The 18,130-nt window shown below is 74.8% G+C and carries 14 protein-coding genes; 10 read left to right on the top strand and 4 right to left on the bottom strand.

Going from position 1 to position 18,130, the window contains the following annotated elements; genetic code table 11:
- Window positions 1-164 precede the first annotated feature (164 nt).
- Entirely contained in the window at window positions 165-938 is a 774-nt protein-coding gene (locus AB0N76_RS05095) for an amino acid ABC transporter ATP-binding protein (RefSeq protein ID WP_363553287.1), read from the bottom strand.
- Between the two features lie 415 nt (window positions 939-1,353).
- On the opposite strand from AB0N76_RS05095, the gene AB0N76_RS05090 reads away from it, so the two are divergent.
- Both AB0N76_RS05090 and AB0N76_RS05085 read left to right on the top strand, forming a co-directional pair.
- On the top strand, window positions 1,354-2,106 hold the full coding sequence (locus tag AB0N76_RS05090) for a response regulator transcription factor (RefSeq protein WP_363553285.1): 753 nt from the start codon (window positions 1,354-1,356) through the stop codon (window positions 2,104-2,106).
- A 6-nt stretch (window positions 2,107-2,112) separates the two neighbouring features.
- Entirely contained in the window at window positions 2,113-3,552 is a 1,440-nt protein-coding gene (locus AB0N76_RS05085; RefSeq protein WP_363553283.1) for a HAMP domain-containing sensor histidine kinase, read from the top strand.
- 22 nt (window positions 3,553-3,574) lie between these two features.
- Here the strand turns inward: AB0N76_RS05085 and AB0N76_RS05080 are convergent, their stop codons facing one another.
- Window positions 3,575-4,594 carry a TAXI family TRAP transporter solute-binding subunit gene (locus AB0N76_RS05080; RefSeq protein ID WP_363553281.1) on the bottom strand — a complete coding sequence of 340 codons (1,020 nt, stop codon included), beginning with the start codon at window positions 4,592-4,594 and terminating at the stop codon, window positions 3,575-3,577.
- A gap of 123 nt (window positions 4,595-4,717) precedes the next feature.
- Here AB0N76_RS05080 and miaB point away from each other — a divergent pair, with 123 nt between their 5' ends.
- Window positions 4,718-6,217, top strand: a complete 1,500-nt coding sequence (gene miaB, locus AB0N76_RS05075; protein ID WP_363553279.1) for a tRNA (N6-isopentenyl adenosine(37)-C2)-methylthiotransferase MiaB — start codon at window positions 4,718-4,720, stop codon at window positions 6,215-6,217.
- 113 nt (window positions 6,218-6,330) lie between these two features.
- Window positions 6,331-7,029, top strand: coding sequence for a class III extradiol dioxygenase subunit B-like domain-containing protein (locus tag AB0N76_RS05070; RefSeq protein ID WP_363553277.1), 699 nt, complete (start codon window positions 6,331-6,333; stop codon window positions 7,027-7,029).
- Window positions 7,030-7,056: 27 nt separating this feature from the next.
- Here the strand turns inward: AB0N76_RS05070 and AB0N76_RS05065 are convergent, their stop codons facing one another.
- A complete protein-coding gene (locus AB0N76_RS05065; RefSeq protein ID WP_363553275.1) occupies window positions 7,057-7,317 on the bottom strand; it encodes an antitoxin in 261 nt (86 codons plus the stop codon).
- 194 nt (window positions 7,318-7,511) lie between these two features.
- Between AB0N76_RS05065 and miaA the strand changes: the two genes are divergently transcribed.
- The 5 genes from miaA to hflX all read left to right on the top strand — a co-directional run bounded on the left by miaA (window position 7,512) and on the right by hflX (window position 14,533).
- Entirely contained in the window at window positions 7,512-8,462 is a 951-nt protein-coding gene (gene miaA, locus AB0N76_RS05060; RefSeq protein ID WP_363553273.1) for a tRNA (adenosine(37)-N6)-dimethylallyltransferase MiaA, read from the top strand.
- Window positions 8,463-8,750: 288 nt separating this feature from the next.
- Window positions 8,751-9,227: a hypothetical protein gene (locus tag AB0N76_RS05055; RefSeq protein ID WP_363553271.1), complete on the top strand. Its 477-nt coding sequence runs from the start codon at window positions 8,751-8,753 to the stop codon at window positions 9,225-9,227.
- An 83-nt stretch (window positions 9,228-9,310) separates the two neighbouring features.
- Window positions 9,311-10,219, top strand: coding sequence for a diaminopimelate epimerase (dapF, locus tag AB0N76_RS05050; RefSeq protein WP_363553269.1), 909 nt, complete (start codon window positions 9,311-9,313; stop codon window positions 10,217-10,219).
- Window positions 10,220-10,408: 189 nt separating this feature from the next.
- Window positions 10,409-12,916: an HD domain-containing protein gene (locus tag AB0N76_RS05045; RefSeq protein WP_363553267.1), complete on the top strand. Its 2,508-nt coding sequence runs from the start codon at window positions 10,409-10,411 to the stop codon at window positions 12,914-12,916.
- Window positions 12,917-13,024: 108 nt separating this feature from the next.
- Window positions 13,025-14,533, top strand: a complete 1,509-nt coding sequence (gene hflX / locus AB0N76_RS05040) for a GTPase HflX (protein WP_363553265.1) — start codon at window positions 13,025-13,027, stop codon at window positions 14,531-14,533.
- Window positions 14,534-14,623: 90 nt separating this feature from the next.
- On the opposite strand, the gene AB0N76_RS05035 is transcribed toward hflX, so the two are convergent.
- The gene (locus AB0N76_RS05035) at window positions 14,624-15,814 is read right to left on the bottom strand and encodes a trypsin-like peptidase domain-containing protein (protein ID WP_363553263.1); all 1,191 of its coding nucleotides are present in this window, start codon (window positions 15,812-15,814) and stop codon (window positions 14,624-14,626) included.
- Window positions 15,815-16,177: 363 nt separating this feature from the next.
- Here AB0N76_RS05035 and AB0N76_RS05030 point away from each other — a divergent pair, with 363 nt between their 5' ends.
- Window positions 16,178-18,037: an IucA/IucC family protein gene (locus tag AB0N76_RS05030; protein ID WP_363553261.1), complete on the top strand. Its 1,860-nt coding sequence runs from the start codon at window positions 16,178-16,180 to the stop codon at window positions 18,035-18,037.
- Window positions 18,038-18,130: the final 93 nt, after the last annotated feature.

Genomic DNA, 18,130 nt, shown 5'->3' with positions numbered 1-18,130 from the left:
GGCTCTGGCGAAGGGAAGTCCGGGACGGGCGGACGGTCCGGCGGGCGGACGGTCCGGCGCCCCGGTGCGGGGGAATCCGGAGTGGGGGTTCCGGGTGGTGGACGGGCGGGCGGGCCGACGGCGGCGCCCTTGCCGTCGTCGACCGGGAGCCGGCCCGGAGGAAATCAGTGGTGCAGGATCTTGGAGAGGAAGTCCTTGGCGCGGTCGGAGCGCGGCGCGGTGAAGAAGGCCTCGGGGGTGTTCTCCTCGACGATCCGGCCGTCGGCCATGAAGAGGACCCGGTTGGCGGCGGAGCGGGCGAAGCCCATCTCGTGGGTGACGACCACCATCGTCATGCCGTCGGCGGCCAGCCGGCGCATGACCTCCAGCACCTCGTTGATCATCTCGGGGTCGAGCGCCGAGGTGGGCTCGTCGAAGAGCATCACCTTCGGGTTCATCGCCAGCGCCCGGGCGATCGCGACGCGCTGCTGCTGGCCGCCGGACAGCTGGGCCGGGAACTTCGCGGCCTGCGCGCCCACGCCGACCCGGTCGAGCAGTTCCTTGGCGGTCTGCACGGCCTTGTCGCGGGCGATGCCGCGCACCTTCACCTGGCCGAGCACCACGTTCTCCAGCACGGTCTTGTGCGCGAAGAGGTTGAAGCCCTGGAACACCATGCCGACCTCGGCGCGCAGCCGGGCCAGCTCCCGGCCCTCGGCGGGCAGCGGGCGGCCGTCGATGGAGATCGTGCCGGAGTCGATCGTCTCCAGCCGGTTGATCGTCCGGCAGAGCGTGGACTTGCCCGAACCGGAAGGGCCGATCAGCACGACCACCTCGCCCTGGTGGATCTCCAGGTCGATGTCCTGGAGCACGTGCAGCGCACCGAAGTGCTTGTTGACATCGCGCAGGACCACCAGGGGAGCGGCGTCGGCGCGAGAGTCCTTGGTGAGGCTCGTGGTCATCGCGCCAGCTCCCTCGGGTCGGCCCGCGGAAGCGAACTCCCTTGGGCGGCAAAGACGGTAGGAATCCGAGGGCCGCAACCGGCGGAGTCGCAGCCCTCGGTGGGGTGACCATAGGAGCCATGACGATGCCACGTCAGCCGATCTGAGCGGAACTTGAGGATCACGATCCGGCCACACGGCGGGAGTGCGCTGTTCACCGGGGCCGGACCGGGGCACAGTGACACCGTCCGGGAGCCTTCCCCGCCGGGTCGGGGCACCCTGGAAGCGGGGGGACGGGCCGGTTCCCAGCCTGGCGTCCGGGCGATTGCTGGCCCATACTGCGCAGGACCGGGACCCGCCCGGGCGGGGGACGAGCCGTGACGATCACCGGACGACCACTGGAGACCCCGGGGACACTGGGGAGAGGAGGAGACGCATGAGACTGCTGCTCGTCGAGGACGACGAACGCGTGGCCGCCGCGCTGGTCGCGGTGCTGGGCCGGCACGGCTTCCAGGTCCGGCACGCCCGCAGCGGCCACGAGGCGCTCGACGCCCTGGTGCCGGACGGCAACGAGCCGTACCGGGTGGTCCTGCTCGACCTCGGGCTGCCCGACCGGGACGGCTTCGAGGTCTGCAGCCGGATCCGGGCCGGCAGCGGCGTACCGGTGATCATGGTGACCGCGCGCGCCGACATCCGCTCCCGGATCCACGGCCTCAACCTCGGTGCCGACGACTACGTCACCAAGCCCTACGACATGGGCGAGCTGCTCGCCCGGATCCACGCGGTGGCCCGCCGCGGCGCCGCCCCGGCCGCCGTCGCCGCGCCCGCGCCGGACGCCGTCCCGCTGCAGCGCGGCCCGCTGGAGTCCCGCGGCATCGTGATCGACCGCGAGCGCCGCCGGGTCAGCGTGGACGGCCGGGACGTGCCGCTCACCCGCAAGGAGTTCGACCTGCTGGCCCTGCTCGCCCAGAGCCCCGGCGTGGTCTACCGCCGCGAGCAGATCTTCAGCGAGGTGTGGCGCAGCGGCTGGGAGGGCAACGGCCGCACCCTGGAGGTGCACATCGGCTCGCTGCGCACCAAGCTCGCCCTGCCCGGCCTGGTCGAGGCCGTCCGGGGCGTCGGCTACCGGCTGATCCCCGAGTGCCCGGCCACCGCCGCGGACACGCCCCCGGCCCGCGCGGAGCACTGACCGCACGTGCGCACCCGCCTGCTCGGCATCCTGCTCGCGCTGATGCTCTGCGTCCTCGCCGCGCTCGGGCTGCCGCTCGCCGCGGCCTTCGCGGCCGCCGACCAGAGCAAGGTGGTGGTCGACCGGCTCGACGACGCCGCCCGGTTCGCCCAGGACCTGCCCACCTCCGGCCTCTCCGGCCTGGAGTCCGCGCTCAAGGGCGAGCCCGGACCGGCCCCCGGCGACCTCAGCCGCCGGCACGCGCTGGACGCCGAGGTGGTGCGCTACCACGAGCTCTACGGGGTGCGGATCGGCATCTTCCAGCGCGACGGCATGCCGATCGCGGTCGCCCCGGCCGGCTGGCGGGTCCCCACCAGCGGCTGGGGCGACCAGGCCTTCCAGGAGGCGCTCGACGGCCGGCGCAGCCACAACCCGCCGCAGGTCTGGCCGTGGACCCCGGACCGGACGCTCACCGTCGCCACCCCGGTGGTCCGCGACGGCGACGTGGTCGCGGTGGTGCTCAGCGAGTCCCCGACCGGCGCGCTGCGCACCCGGGTGCTGCACAGCTGGCTGGTGATCGGCGCCGGCGAGGCCGCCGCGATGATCGTCGCGGTGCTGCTCGCCGTCCGGCTCACCGAGTGGGTGCTGCGCCCGGTCCGCACCCTGGACCGGGCCACCCACGACATCGCCACCGGCCGGATGAACGCCCGGGTGGCGCCCGGCGGCGGTCCGCCGGAGCTCCAGCGGCTGGCCGGTTCGTTCAACGAGATGGCCGACCACGTGGTGCTCGCCCTGGACCAGCAGAAGGCCTTCGTCGCGGACGCCTCGCACCAGCTGCGCAACCCGCTGGCGGCGCTGCTGCTCCGGGTCGAGGTGCTCGGCCTGGAGCTGCCCGAGGGGCACGACGAGGAGCTGGGCGGGGTCCGCGAGGAGGGCGCCCGGCTGGCCCGGGTGCTGGACGACCTGCTCGGGCTGGCCACCGCCGAGCACGCCCGCCCCGAGCCGGAGCCCACCGACCTGGCCGAGCTCACCCTGGCCCGGGTCGACGCCTGGCGGCCGCTGGCCGCGCAGCGCGGGATCGGGCTGGTCTGGGAGGGCCCGGCGCTGGCGCTCGGCCTGGCCGACCCGATCGGCTTCGGCAGCGCGCTGGACGCGGTGCTCGACAACGCGCTCAAGTTCGGCCCGGCCGGCAGCCGGGTCCGGGTGCTGGTCGCGGTGCGCCGCGAGGGCGTCGCGGTGACCGTCTCGGACCAGGGGCCGGGCCTCACCGAGGAGGAGCTGGCCCGGGCCGGCGACCGGTTCTGGCGCAGCCCGCGGCACCAGAACGTGGACGGCTCGGGGCTGGGCCTGTCGATCGCCCGTACCCTGCTGGAGGCGGGCGGCGGCTCGCTCGCCTTCGGCACCGCGACCCCGTCCGGTCTGGCGGTGACCCTCACCGTGCCCCGGGCGGGGGCGAAGAAGGGCTAGGGACGCACACGCCCAGGACCGGCTAGGGCTTCACCGAGCGGTAGTAGCGGGCGGCGCCCTCGTGCAGCGGGAGCGGGTCGGTGTAGACGGCGGTGCGCAGGTCGACCAGCTGGGCGGCGTGCACTTGGGCGCCGATCTGGTCGCGGCTGTCGATCACCACCCGGGTCATGCCCTGCACCAGGTCGTCGTCCACGTCGGCCCGGGTGATCAGCAGGTTGGGCACCGCGACGGTGGCGACCGCGTCCTTGGGCTCGGCCATCGGGTAGGTGCCCTTGGGCATGGTGGCCGCCCGGTAGGCGTCGGTGCCGCCGCCCTCCAGCTTGTGCACCGTCTCGGCGAGGTCGCCCAGCGGCACGATCCGGATCCGGACCAGCTCGGACAGGTCGGTGAGCGCGTTGGTCGGCAGCCCGCCGGACCAGAAGAAGGCGTCCAGCCGGCCGGCCTTCAGCTCGTTGGCGGCGGCGCCGACGCCCAGGAAGAACGGCTCGATGTCGTGGTCCGGGTTCAGGCCGGCCGCGGTCAGCAGCCGCCGGGTCACCAGGTTGACCCCGGAGAGCGACTGGCCGACGCCGACCCGCAGGCCCTTGAGGTCGGAGGCCCGGCGCACCGGGGAGTTGGCGGGCACCACCAGCTGCAGGTAGTCGTCGTAGAGCCGGGCGATCGCCCGCAGCTTCTCCCGGCCGGGACCGGTGTACTGGGCCACCGCGTCGGCGGTGGCGATCGCGAAGTCGTCCCGGCCCTGGGTCACCCGGGCCAGGTTCTCCAGCGACCCCTCCGAGTTGTCCAGTGCCAGCCGCACCCCCGGCATCGCCTTGGTGACGTGCCCCTCCAGCAGCTGCCCGTACCGGTCGTACACCCCGCTGGTGACCCCGGTGGCCAGCCGGATCTCGCCGCGCGGGTAGCCGGTCGAGCGGCTCTCCGACAGCCACCACCCGCCGAGCCCGGACAGCACCAGCACCAGGGCCAGCACGAACCGCCACAGCGGTCGGCGCGCGGCCGTGCGGACGGCTGCGCCGAGGCGGGCGGGAGTACTGGGGGCCATGCAGGGATAGTGCCAGGCGCGCGCGGCGAACGGGAGGGGAAAGGGGGACGGAACGGGATGGGGGAGCGGCCTCGCGGGTAACGGCCGGGAAAAGTCGTTCGCGGCTGCCCGTACTCTGGTTGGGTGAGCGGTGACAGCGGATCGAAGAGCTACAAGGTCGTCACGTACGGCTGCCAGATGAACGTCCACGACTCCGAGCGGCTCTCCGGGCTGCTGGAGGACGCCGGGTACGTGAAGGCCGGGCAGGACGGCGACCCGGACCTCGTGGTGTTCAACACCTGCGCGGTGCGGGAGAACGCCGACAACAAGCTGTACGGCAACCTCGGGCAGCTCGCGCCGGTCAAGACCCGTCACCAGGGCATGCAGATCGCCGTCGGCGGCTGCCTGGCGCAGAAGGACCGCGACACCATCGTCAAGAAGGCCCCCTGGGTCGACGTGGTGTTCGGCACCCACAACATCGGCCACCTGCCGGCGCTGCTGGAGCGGGCCGCGGTCGAGCGCAAGGCCCAGGTCGAGATCCTGGAGTCGCTGGAGACCTTCCCCTCCACGCTGCCCACCCGCCGCGAGTCGGCCTACGCCGCGTGGGTCGCGATCTCGGTCGGCTGCAACAACACCTGCACCTTCTGCATCGTCCCGGCGCTGCGCGGCAAGGAGGAGGACCGCCGCCCCGGCGACGTCCTCGCCGAGATCGAGGCGCTGGTCGACGAGGGCGTCATCGAGGTGACCCTGCTCGGCCAGAACGTCAACGCCTACGGCTCCGACCTGGGCGACCGCGAGGCCTTCTCCAAGCTGCTGCGCGCCGCCGGGCAGATCGAGGGCCTGGAGCGGATCCGCTTCACCTCGCCGCACCCGCGCGACTTCACCGACGACGTGATCGCCGCGATGGCCGAGACCCCGAACGTGATGCACCAGCTGCACATGCCGCTGCAGTCCGGCTCGGACACCGTGCTCAAGGCGATGCGCCGCTCGTACCGCCAGGACCGCTTCCTGAACATCATCAGGAAGGTCCGGGAGGCGATGCCGGACGCCGCCATCTCGACCGACATCATCGTGGGCTTCCCCGGCGAGACCGAGGAGGACTTCGAGGAGACCATGAAGGTCGTCCGCGAGGCCCGCTTCACCAACGCCTTCACCTTCCAGTACTCCAAGCGCCCGGGCACCCCGGCGGCCGAGATGGCCGACCAGATCCCGAAGGCCGTGGTCCAGGCCCGCTACGACCGGCTGATCGCGCTCCAGGAGGAGATCTCCTGGGACGAGAACAAGAAGCAGGTCGGCCGCACCCTGGAGATCCTGGTCGCCGAGGGCGAGGGCAAGAAGGACGACAAGACCGACCGGCTCTCCGGCCGCGCCCCCGACAACCGGCTGGTCCACTTCACCCGGCCGGCCGAGCCGGTCCGCCCGGGCGACATGGTCACGGTGGAGATCACCTACGCCGCCCCGCACCACCTGCTGGCGGAGGGGCCGACCCTCGGGGTGCGCCGCACCCGGGCCGGCGACGCCTGGGAGAAGCGCCAGGCCAAGCCGGCCGCCAAGCCGGCGGGCGTGATGCTGGGCCTGCCGTCGATCGGCGCCCCGGCGGCGCTCCCGCTCGCCGCTCCGGCGGGCGGCTGCTGCGGCGACTGACCGGTCCGTTCGCACGACGGCCCGGCGGGATCGGACGGTCCCGCCGGGCCGTCGGCGTTCCCGGGGGCGTCGGGGTTCCCGGCCGTCCGGGGGCAGGGCCTAGAGTGATCCACATGCTGGTTGCCGCCGCCGTCTGCCCCTGCCCGCCGCTGCTCGTCCCGGAGGTCGCCGCCGGGGCGGCGGACGAGCTGGAGCCGCTGCGCGCGGCCTGTGACGAGGCGCTGGCCGCGGTGCTCGCGGCCGGGCCGGAGCTGCTGGTGGTGGTCGGCACCGGGCCGGACGCCGAGGTGTGGACCGAGGGCGGGGCCGGGTCGTTCCACCGCTACGGGGTGGAGCTGGTGGCGGGGCTGCCGGGCGGCCGGGCCGAGGGTCCGGAGCTGCCGCCCGCGCTGACCGTCGGCGCCTGGCTGCTCGGACGGGCCGGGGTGACGCTGCCGACGCACGCCTGCGCGGTGCCCGCCGACGCGCCCGCCGACCGGATGCTCGGGCTGGGCCAGGGCCTGGCCGGGCTGGCCGACCGGGTCGGCCTGCTGGTGCTGGGGGACGGCAGCGCCTGCCGTTCGGTGAAGGCGCCCGGGTACCTGGACGAGCGCGCCGAGGGGTACGACGCCGAGCTGGCCCGCGCGCTGGGCTCGGCGGACACGGCGGCGCTGGCCGCGCTGGACGCCGGCCTGGCGGCCGAGCTGAAGGCCGAGGGCCGGGCGCCCTGGCAGGTGCTGGCCGGCGCCGCGGAGGGCGCCGGCCTCACCGCGCGGCTGGGCTACCAGGACGCGCCGTACGGGGTCGGGTACCTGGTCGCCGCCTGGAGCTGAGCCGCCGGAACGCGGCTCCCGGGCCGGTCAGGCCGACGGGCCGGGCGTGCCGTCCGTCGGGCCGCCGCCCGGGGCCTGCGGCTTGTGGGCGAAGTCGTCCACCGCGCCCTTGGCCTTGCTGGTGCCGTGCTCGATCTTCTCGCTGTACTTGCCCTTGGTGGCCTTGTCGATCGCGCCGCCGGCCTTCTCCACGGCGTTCTCGATCTGCTCGCTGTGCTTGCCGGCGAACTCGCTGGCCTTCTCCTTGAACTCGCCGGCCTTGCCCTTGAGGTTGTCCATCAGACCCATGGCGCCTCACCTTTCCTCTGCTGTCTCTCTCACAACGTCCATCACGGCCGAACCGTTCGCAACGGCACGCGATGGCCGAAAACCGGTGCAATCGGTCATATGTTCGCCAGGTCGGGACCGGGTCGGACGGTGTGGCCGGGCCGGGTGGCCGGGCGGCCCGTCGGGCGGCCGGCGTTCTTTGGCAGACTTGACCGGTGAGCAGCTCCTCCCCCGCCCAGCCCCGCGTCGTCTCGGTGGTCGGCGCGACCGCCGCCGGCAAGTCCGACCTGGCCGTCGCCCTGGCCCTCGCCCTCGACGGCGAGGTGATCAACACCGACTCGATGCAGCTCTACCGCGGCATGGACATCGGCACCGCCAAGCTCACCCGGGAGGAGCGCGGCGGCGTCCCGCACCACCTGATGGACGTCTGGGACGTCACCGAGGCGGCCAGCGTCGCCGAGTACCAGCGGCTCGCCCGGGCCGAGATCGACCGGCTGCTCGCGGCCGGCCGCACCCCCGTCCTGGTCGGCGGCTCCGGGCTGTACGTCCGGGCGGCGATCGACGAGATGGAGTTCCCCGGCACCGACCCGGCGGTCCGCGCCCGGCTGGAGGAGGAGCTGGCGCAGGCCGGCCCGTACGCGCTGCACCGGCGGCTGGCCGAGCTGGACCCGCCCGCCGCCGAGGCCATCCTGACCTCCAACGGGCGGCGGATCGTCCGCGCCCTGGAGGTCATCGAGATCACCGGGCAGCCGTTCACCGCCAACCTTCCGAGCAACACCGCCGTCTACGACGCGGTGCAGATCGGCGTCGCGGTGCCGCGCCCCGAGCTGGACGAGCGGATCACCCTGCGGGTGGACCGGATGTGGGCGGCCGGGCTGCTCGACGAGGTGCGGGAGCTGGAGCAGGTCGGGCTGCGCGAGGGCCGGACCGCCTCCCGGGCGCTCGGCTACCAGCAGGTGCTCGACCACTTCGCCGGCGAGTGCACCGAGGACGAGGCGCGCGCCGAGACGGTCCGGGCCACCAAGCGGTTCGCCCGGCGGCAGGAGTCCTGGTTCCGCCGGGACGACCGGATCCACTGGCTCGCCCGACCGGCCGGCACCGACCCGGTCGCGCTGCTGGACCGCTCGCTGGAGCTGATCCACCGTCAGGAATCCGCCGTCCGGTAGGTGCTTTCCGGCCATGTGGCGGTGCAGTTGCGCGCGCAGACGGCCGTGCAGGACGACCCGGCGGTCACGGCCGGATCACGTGATGGCCACGGATCACCCGTCGACCCCGGTCAGGCCCGGAACGCCACCCTGGACATGCCATCATCGATGTCATAAGGGTCGGCCCGGGCGGGTCGGCCGTGCCCGGCCGCGAGTCCGCACTCGTGTCGAACTGTCAGGGGAGGCCGCGTGTCGACGGGTACCGGCCCCGAAGCCGGCCAGGGCGCCAGGGCGATGGGCGGAGGGCCGATGAGTGGGAGCGCCACGGCGCAGGCCGACGGCCTGGACGCCTCGACCCTGCCCGACCTGCCGGTGCTGACCGGACTCGACGCGCCCACCTCGTACGCGGTCGCGCTGGACACCCGCGCCCCGGCCGGCGCCGTGCACGAGCGGGAGATCCGCCCGCGCCGCCGGCTCCGCTGGTGGCAGACCCTGCCGATCGCGCTGCTGGCCACCGCCGGCTCGCTGATGTTCGCCTTCCCGCTGGCCTTCGGCTCGGCCGGGGCCGGCTCGGCGATGATCGGGATGCTCGGCCTGCTGCTCACCGCCGCCTCGCTCGGCTGGGGCGCGATGGCCGCCCGGCACGCCGGCTACAAGTGGCCCGGCCTGCCGCGCCGCGGCACCGGCGAGCGGGCCGGGTGGAAGGCGATCGTGCTCTACACCCTGATCGTGCTGGCCGCCTGCGCGCTGGCCCTCTGGCGAGTGGTCCGCCTCTCCGGCCGGTAGGAGGGGGCGCCCGCTCACCTCCGGGGCGTCCGGCAGGTGAACCGGAGCGGGGGAGTCCGGGGCGGCTCAGTACCATCGGGAGGGTGACCGCATCCTCCGCGCAGCCCGTCGGCCTCCCCTTCCTCAAGGGGCACGGCACCCAGAACGACTTCGTGATCATCCCCGACCCGGACGGCCGGCTGACGCTCGGCCCCGAGGCCGTCGCCGCGCTCTGCGACCGCCGGGCCGGGATCGGCGGCGACGGGCTGCTGCGCGTGGTGCGGTCGGCCGCCGACCCGGCCGCGGCCGACCAGGCGGACCGGGCCGAGTGGTTCATGGACTACCGCAACGCCGACGGCTCGATCGCCGAGATGTGCGGCAACGGCGTCCGGGTCTTCGCCCGCTACCTGATCGAGGCCGGGCTGGCGAAGCCGGGCGAGCTGGCGGTGGCCACCCGGGCGGGCGTGCGGACCGTGCGGGTCGCCGAGGACGCCGAGGACGGCACCCCCGGCCAGGTCACCGTGGACATGGGCCGCGCGGTGCTGCCCGGTCCGGACGGGATCGAGGTGACCGTCGGCGAGCGGAGCTGGCCGGCCCTGAACGTCAACATGGGCAACCCGCACGCGGTGGCCTTCGTGGCGAGCCTGGACCACGCCGGGAACCTCTGGGAGGCGCCGCTGACCAGCCCCGCGACGGCCTACCCCGAGGGCGTCAACGTCGAGTTCGTGGTGGAGCGCGGGCCGCGGCACGTCGCGATGCGGGTGTTCGAACGCGGCTCCGGCGAGACCCGCTCCTGCGGCACCGGCACCTGCGCGGTCGCGGTGGCCGCCGCCCGCCGGGACGGCGTCGACCCGACCGTCACCGGCGAGCCGGTGACCTACACCGTGGACGTGCCGGGCGGCCGGCTGCTGCTCACCGTCCACCCGGACGGCCGGGTGGAGAAGACCGGTCCGGCGGTGATCGTGGCCCGCGGCGAGCTCGACCCGCGCTGGCTGGCGGCCCTCACCGGCTGACGCCGCCTCCGGGCTCGTCCGGCCCGGCCGGGCGGCAGCGTCCGTTTGCCCAATTCGTACAGCGCCGAATCCCCCCGTTCGGGTGATAGCCATGACGGACGGGAAGCGGGGCATCGCGGAACGTGCTCTGCTCGGTAGCATGGACCACCGGGTCGGCCCAAGCTCCCGGTACTGCTGCCGGAGGTGCCGATGACCATCGAAGCAGGGCAGCCCCTGGCGGGGCAGCCGACGTCCGCACGGCAGGCCGGGTCCCGCCGGCCGCTCGGCGGACTGGGCCGGGCGGCCCTCGGCCGGGCCGGGCGGGCCGCCCTGCTGGCCACCGGCCGGCCGCCGGTGCCGGACGCCCTCGAACCGCTGGTCCAGGCCCACCGGCGGCACCATCCGCAGGCCGACCTCGGCCTGCTCGGCCGCGCCTACCGGCTGGCCGAGGCCAGCCACCGCGGCCAGAAGCGCAAGAGCGGCGAGCCGTACATCACCCACCCGCTCGCCGTCACCATGATCCTGGCCCAACTCGGCGCCGGCACCACGACCTTGGTCGCCTCGCTGCTCCACGACACCGTGGAGGACACCGAGTTGACGCTGGCGCAGGTGGCCGAGGGCTTCGGGCCCGAAGTCGCCTACCTGGTCGACGGGGTGACCAAGCTGGAGAAGGTCGACTTCGGCGCGGCGGCCGAGGCCGAGACCTTCCGCAAGATGCTGGTCGCCACCGGGGACGACGTCCGGGTGATGGTGATCAAGCTGGCCGACCGGCTGCACAACATGCGCACCATCCGGCACATGAAGCCGGCCAGCCAGGTGCGGATCGCCAAGGTCACCCGGGACGTGCTGATCCCGCTGGCCGAGCGGCTCGGCATCCAGGTGCTCAAGGCGGAGCTGGAGGACATCGTCTTCGCCACCCTGCACCCCGAGGAGCACACCCGCGCGCGTGCCCTGCTCGCCCGGCACGAGGACGGACCGGACACCCTGCTCGCCCCGTTCGCCCGCGACCTGGGCCGCCAGCTGGCCGAGGCCGGGGTCGCCGCCGAGGTCACCGTCCGGCCCCGGCACTGCGTGTCGCTGCACCGGGTGCTGCTCAAGCGGGCCGCCGCGCCCGGCCCGGACGGCCGGCCGCAGGCGCCGCAGCCGGCCGACTTCGGGCGGCTGCTGGTGGTGGTCGAGGAGAACGCCGACTGCTACGCCGTGCTCGGCGAGCTGCACACCTGCTGGACGCCGCTGCCCGGCGAGTTCAAGGACTTCGTGGCCGCCCCCAAGTTCAACCTCTACCAGTCGCTGCACACCGCCGTCGCGCTGGCCGGCGGCGAGGTGGTCGAGGTGCTGGTCCGCACCCGGCGGATGCACGAGGTCGCCGAGACCGGGGTGGTCGCGCTGGGCGACCCGCGCCAGCCCGGGGCGAGCGGCGGCGAGCCGGGCCGGGACGAGCTGGACCGCACCGACCCGGCCCGGCCCGGCTGGCTCTCCCGGCTGCTGGAGTGGCAGCAGGAGACCCCGGACCCGGACGCCTTCTGGTCCGCGCTCACCGCCGACCTGGCCGGGGACCGCGAGATCACCGTGGTCACCGAGGGCGGCGAAACGCTTCAGCTGCGGGCCGGCGCGACCTGTGTGGACGCCGCCTACCTGCTCGGCGAGGAGACCGGCCACCGCTGTATCGGCGCCCGGGTGAACGGGCGGCTCACCGCGCTCTCCACCGTCCTCCAGGACGGCGACCGGGTGGCGATCCTGACCGAGCAGACCGGGCCGGCCGGGGCGGCGGGGGCCGGGCCCGGCGACGGCGCCGACGGCACCCGGGCGGCCGGGGAACCGGCGGGGAGCGGCGGCCCCGAGGGCCCCGAACCGTCCGGACCGGCGCCCGAGTGGCTCGCGCACGCCCGCACCCCGGCCGCCCGGCTGGCCATCGAGCGCTGGCTGGCCGACCACCCGCCGCGCCGCCCGGCACCGCCCCGGCACGGACCGAAGGGGCGCGCCGGCGCCGAGGGGGAGGAGGGGAGAGCGAGCGGACGCCGATCGGCGGTGCCGGACCGGAGCGCCCCGCCTGCCGACCGCCCCGCCGCCCCGGTCACCGTGGCCGACCGCCCCGCGGCGCCGGTCCGGCTGGCCCGCTGCTGCACCCCGGTGCCGCCGGACGAGATCGTCGGCTACCCGATCCGGGCCGGCGCGGTCGCCGTGCACCGGGCCGGCTGTCCGGCCGGGGAGCGGATGCGGGCCGACGGGCGCGGCGCGCTGGCGGTCCGCTGGCGGCCCGGCGGCGCCCCGCCGGCCGGCTACCGGGCCACCCTGCGGGCCGAGGCGCTGAACCGCCCCCGGCTGCTCGCCGACCTCACTGAGGCGATCTCGGCGGAGGGCGTCGGGATCGTCTCGGCCGAGGTCGAGCCGCCGCAGGAGCTGCGGGTCCGGCACACCTACACCGTCGAGCTGCCCGACCCGGCCGCGCTGGCCGGCGTGCTGCGGGCGATGCTGCGGGTCTCCGGGGTGTACGACGTCGAGCGGCCGCACGCCCCGGCGGGCGGCGGTCCGGGCCGCGCCCCGGCGGCCGCGGCGGGGGCCCCGGCGGGGACCGGAGCGGGGGAACCTGCGGCGCCGGCCGGAAATGCGGATGACCCGTCCGCGCCCGGCGTGCGAACATCGTGGGGAATTCACGGCCGGACCGCGGCGTTCACCGGGCAGAGGAGTCTCAGCCGGTCCCGCGGCCCCGAGGGGTAGCTCACACCTCGCCCGAGTGGTAGACGGGGCGGCAGCTGGGCACACTCCTTGCGCGACCGTCGCGTACGGTTGCGCACAGGCCACCCGTACCAGTAGCCAAAGGACAGAATGACCTCCACGTTCGACACCCGCGACCACGCCGACGCCCCGCGCCGCATCGACGGTCTGCGGGCGGAAGCCCTCATGGACGAGGACCTCGCGGCCATCGACGAGGACCTCGGCCACCACTACGACGGCGACCAGTACGACCGCAGCGAGCGTGCCGCGCTGCGCCGTGTCGCCGGTCTCTCCACCGAGCTCGAGGACGTCACCGAGGTCGAGTACCGCCAGCTCCGCCTGGAGCGCGTGGTGCTCGTCGGGGTGTGGACCGACGGCACCCTGGAAGAGGCCGAGAACTCGATGGCCGAGCTCGCCGCGCTGGCCGAGACGGCCGGCTCCCAGGTGCTCGACGGCGTCATCCAGCGCCGCGACAAGCCCGACGCGGCCACCTACATCGGCTCCGGCAAGGCGAAGGAACTGCGCGACATCGTCGCCTCCACCGGCGCCGACACCGTGGTCTGCGACGGTGAGCTCACCCCGGGCCAGCTGATCCACCTGGAGGACGTGGTCAAGGTCAAGGTCGTCGACCGGACGGCCCTGATCCTCGACATCTTCGCCCAGCACGCCAAGTCCCGCGAGGGCAAGGCGCAGGTCTCGCTCGCGCAGATGCAGTACATGCTGCCGCGCCTGCGCGGCTGGGGTCAGTCGCTCTCCCGGCAGATGGGTGGTGGTGGCTCCGGCTCGTCCGGCGGCGGCATGGCCACCCGTGGTCCCGGTGAGACCAAGATCGAGACCGACCGGCGCCGGATCCGCGAGAAGATGGCGAAGCTCCGCCGGGAGATCGCCGAGATGAAGAAGGGCCGCGACACCAAGCGCCAGGAGCGCAAGCGCCACCAGGTGCCGTCCGTGGCCATCGCCGGCTACACCAACGCCGGCAAGTCCTCCCTGCTCAACCGGCTCACCGGCGCGGGCGTGCTGGTGGAGAACTCGCTGTTCGCCACCCTCGACCCGACCGTGCGCCGGGCGCAGACCCCGAGCGGCCGGCTCTACACGCTGGCCGACACCGTCGGCTTCGTCCGGCACCTGCCGCACCACCTGGTCGAGGCGTTCCGCTCCACCATGGAGGAGGTCGCCGACGCCGACCTCATCCTGCACGTGGTGGACGGCTCGCACCCCGAGCCGGAGACGCAGCTGGCCGCCGTCCGCGAGGTGGTCGTCTCGGTCGACGCGCAGAACGTGCCGGAGATCGTGGTGATCAACAAGGCCGACGCCGCCGACCCGCACGTGCTGCAGCGCCTGCTGCGCCGCGAGCCGCACGCCATCGTGGTGTCGGCCCGCACCGGCCAGGGCATCGAGGAGCTGCTCAAGCTCATCGACGAGGAGCTGCCGCGCCCGGCCGTCGAGGTGCACGCGCTCGTGCCGTACACCCAGGGCGCCCTGGTGTCCCGGGTGCACGCCGAGGGCGAGCTGCTCGGTACCGAGCACACCGCCGAGGGCACCCTGCTGCACGCCAAGGTGCCGGCCGAGCTGGCCGCCGAGCTGGAGTACTTCGCGGTGGCGCTGACGCCGCAGGGCTGATGCCGCGGGGCTGAGCCGCGCCGCACACGGACGGGCCCCGGTCCCCCTCCTTCGGGAAGGGGGCCGGGGCCCGTCCGGCGTTCGCGCCGGCTACTTCTTCTTGGTGATCCAGTCCAGCGCCTGCTTGGCGACCGTCTCCAGGTACGGCCCGCTCAGCGAGGTGTGCTCCTGGGTGCCGATCGAGGTGTTGGACACCAGGGCGAGCTTGCCGTCCGGCATCGGGGCGAACCAGCCGCCGCCGCTGGACCCCTGGGTCATGTTGCAGCCGATGGTGAGCATCGACGGGCGCTTCGCGTCGAAGGACAGCCGGGTCGGCTTGCCGCCCTCGCACTTCTCCAGCTCCTGGCCGTCGAACGGCTTGTACAGCGGGTAGCCGATCGCCGTGACCGAGAGCTTGTCGCGCGGGGCGTCGAACCAGACCGGGACGGCCGCGCCGACCGTCTCCTCCAGCGACTTGCCGGTGTCGTTCTGGTTGCTCACCCGCATGATCGCGAAGTCGTACTGGCTGGCCGCGTCACCGGTGCCGCCGCCCTCGACCAGCCACTGCGGCGAGGTCACCACGTCCTTGGCCCACCAGGTGCCGAGCGGCGCCAGCTCGGCCAGCGGGGCCTTCTTGCCGCCGCTGGACGCGCCCGAGTTGTTGTAGGCCGGGACGAAGACCAGGTCCTTGAAGTAGTTGCCGCCCTTGCCCGGGTGGACGCAGTGCCCGGCCGTCCAGACCAGGTTGCTCTTGCCCGGGCGCGCCGGGTCCTGGATCACGGTGGCCGAGCAGTTGCCGCGGCCGCCCTCGGCGGAGAAGAAGATCTTCCCGGACGGCTGCTTGGTGTACGGGCGGGGCACCGGCACGGCCTTGACCACCGGCGGCTCGGGGTCGGTGACCCCGGCGTCGTCGGCGGGCTTGGCGGTGGGCGGCGCCGGGTCGGCCGGCTTGGAGTCGCCCATCTTGTCCGGGTTCCAGAAGTCCTTGACGATCGGGTTGTTGAAGACGTGCTTGGACGCCCAGGCGTCCCAGTCCTCGAACTTCCACTTCGTCAGGTCGTCCCAGCTCTTCGGCAGGCCCTCCAGCAGGCTGGTCGGGATGCCCGAGGGCAGGGTGATGCCGCCGATCACGCCACTGCCGCCCCCCGCGGCGGTGGCGGAGGCGGACGCGCTGCCCGAGGCGGGCGGCGGTGCGGCGGTGCCCCCGCCGCCCGAAGGCCCGTCCGGGCCGCAGGCGGTGACGGCGAACAGGGTCCCCGCGGCGAGGGCCGCGGCCACGGCTGACCGGTGGATCGCTGGCATGGTGTGCTTCCCCCTGGTGGTTCGGTGTGGGCGGCGGACCGCCGTCCTGGAGTCTCCCACTGGCCTTCAGGACGACCCCGCCCGCCCCCCGGTTTCCGGCCGGCGGCGGGGTCACCGAGTTGTGACGTGGCGCCGCGCCGCACGGCCGGTCGGGTGACGTCGGCCGGGCCCGCTCGTTGGCACGGCGGGCCCTTGCTCGCTCCTGAGTGTTGAACATTCACCACTCTTCACTCGGACGAGTGAGCCGTCCTTGTGATCACCCCTCAGGGATAGGTAACCCTTACCTGACGCGACGGTGCGAGCGCCCGCCGGTTCCTCTCCACCCCACGCGCGTCGGCACCCCACGCGCACCAAGGAGCAGCATTGAGCACCGCCCTCACCGGAGCCCCGCCGGACCTCCCGGCGCACCGACCCGGGCCCGCCGGCCCCGCCGCGGCCGGCCCCGCCACCCCGGCCGGTCCGGTCCCGGCCGACCGGCTGCTCCACCCGGACCCGGCCGTCGCCGCCGAACAGGCCGCCCTGGAAGCCCTGCTGCGCTGCTGGGCCCGTGAGACCGGCACCGTCCCCGGCCCGGACGGACAGCTGCGGATCCCCGTCCTCGGCGGCGCCGCCCGGCTCTCCGCCCGGGTCCGGCACTGGTCGCCGGCCGGCTGGCACCGGTTCGGCCCGGCCACCCTCGCGCCCGGCGGGGCGACCGCGGCGGGGGAGGCCCCGGGCACCCCGGTGGACGCCGTCACCGCCGCCGCCCTGCTCGCCGCCGCGGCCGCCGACCGGCCCGACCCCGGCCGGATCGCCGACCTCGCCGCCCGGGTCGCCGACTCGGTGGTCCGCACCGCCGACATCCTCACCCACCACCGCACCACCCCCGCCCCGGCCCCCGGCGGGCCCGAGGGCTCGCAGTTCCTCGCCGCCGAGCAGTCCCTGCTGCTCGGCCACCCGCTGCACCCCACCCCGAAGAGCCGGGACGGCCTCGGCCCCGCCCAGAGCGCCGCCTACTCGCCCGAACTGCACGGCTGCTTCCCGCTCCACTGGTACGCCGTCGACCGCGAACTGCTCGCCGCCGGCTCCGCCCTCACCGAGAGTGCCGACCGGATCACCGCCCAGCTCCTCGGCGACCCCGCCCTGCTGCCGCCCGGCACCGCCGCCCTGCCGCTGCACCCCTGGCAGGCCCGCGAACTCGCCCACCGCCCGGCCGTCGCCGCCCTGCTCGCCGAGGGCCGGCTGCACGACCTCGGCCCGGCCGGCGCCGCCTGGTACCCCACCTCCTCGGTGCGCACCGTCTACCGGCCCGGCACCCCGTGGATGCTCAAGCTCTCGCTCGGCCTGCGGATCACCAACTCCCGCCGCGAGAACCTCCGCAAGGAACTGCACCGCGGCCTGGAGATGCACCGGCTGCTGGAGAGCGGCCTCGGCGCCGAGTGGCGGGCCGCCCACCCCGGCTTCGACGTCGTCCGCGACCCGGCCTGGATCGGCGTCGACCACCCCGACCTCGGCGACCCCGGCGGCCTGGACACCGTGCTGCGCGCCCAGCCCTTCGCCCCGGCCACGCGCGCCTACTGCGTGGCCGGGCTGGTCGCCGAACGGCCGCACGGCGCGGCCGAGACCGTCCCCTCCCGGCTCGGCGACCTGCTGCGCGCGCTCGCCGCCCGCACCGGCCGCCCGCTGCCCACCGTCGCCGCCGAATGGTTCCTGCGCTACCTGGACGCCGTCGTGCTGCCCGTCCTCTGGCTGGACGGCCGGGCCGGCATCGCGCTGGAGGCCCACCAGCAGAACAGCCTCGTCCTGCTCGACGCCGACGGCTGGCCGACCGGCGGCCGCTACCGCGACAACCAGGGCTACTACTACCGGCAGAGCGCCGCCGACCGGCTCACCGCCCGGCTCCCCGGCCTCGGCGCGCGCAGCGACACCTTCCTCGACGACCCGGTGATCGACCACCACTTCGCCTACTACCTGGGCATCAACCACGTCCTCGGCCTGATCGGCGCCCTCGGCTCCCAGCAGCTCGCCGACGAGACGGTGCTGCTGGCCGCGCTCCGCCGCTTCCTGGCCGGCCCGGCCGTCACCGCCACCGGCTCCGCGCTGCCCGCCCTGCTGCTCGACGCGCCCACCCTGCCGTGCAAGGCCAACCTGCTCACCCGGATCCAGGGCCTGGACGAACTGGTCGGCCCGGTCGCCACCCAGTCCGTCTACGTCGACATCCCCAACCCGGTGGCCGGGGCGTGACCGGCGCCGACGAGCCGTCCGGCCGGGGCGTGACCGGCGCCGACGAGCCGTCCGGCCGGGGCGTGACCGGCGCCGACGAGCCGTCCGGCCGGG

The organism is Kitasatospora sp. NPDC093806 (genome assembly GCF_040683335.1).
Taxonomy (GTDB): domain Bacteria; phylum Actinomycetota; class Actinomycetes; order Streptomycetales; family Streptomycetaceae; genus Kitasatospora.
The sequence above is the reverse complement of the archived record's forward strand: the minus strand, read 5'-3'. Positions and strand labels throughout refer to the sequence as shown.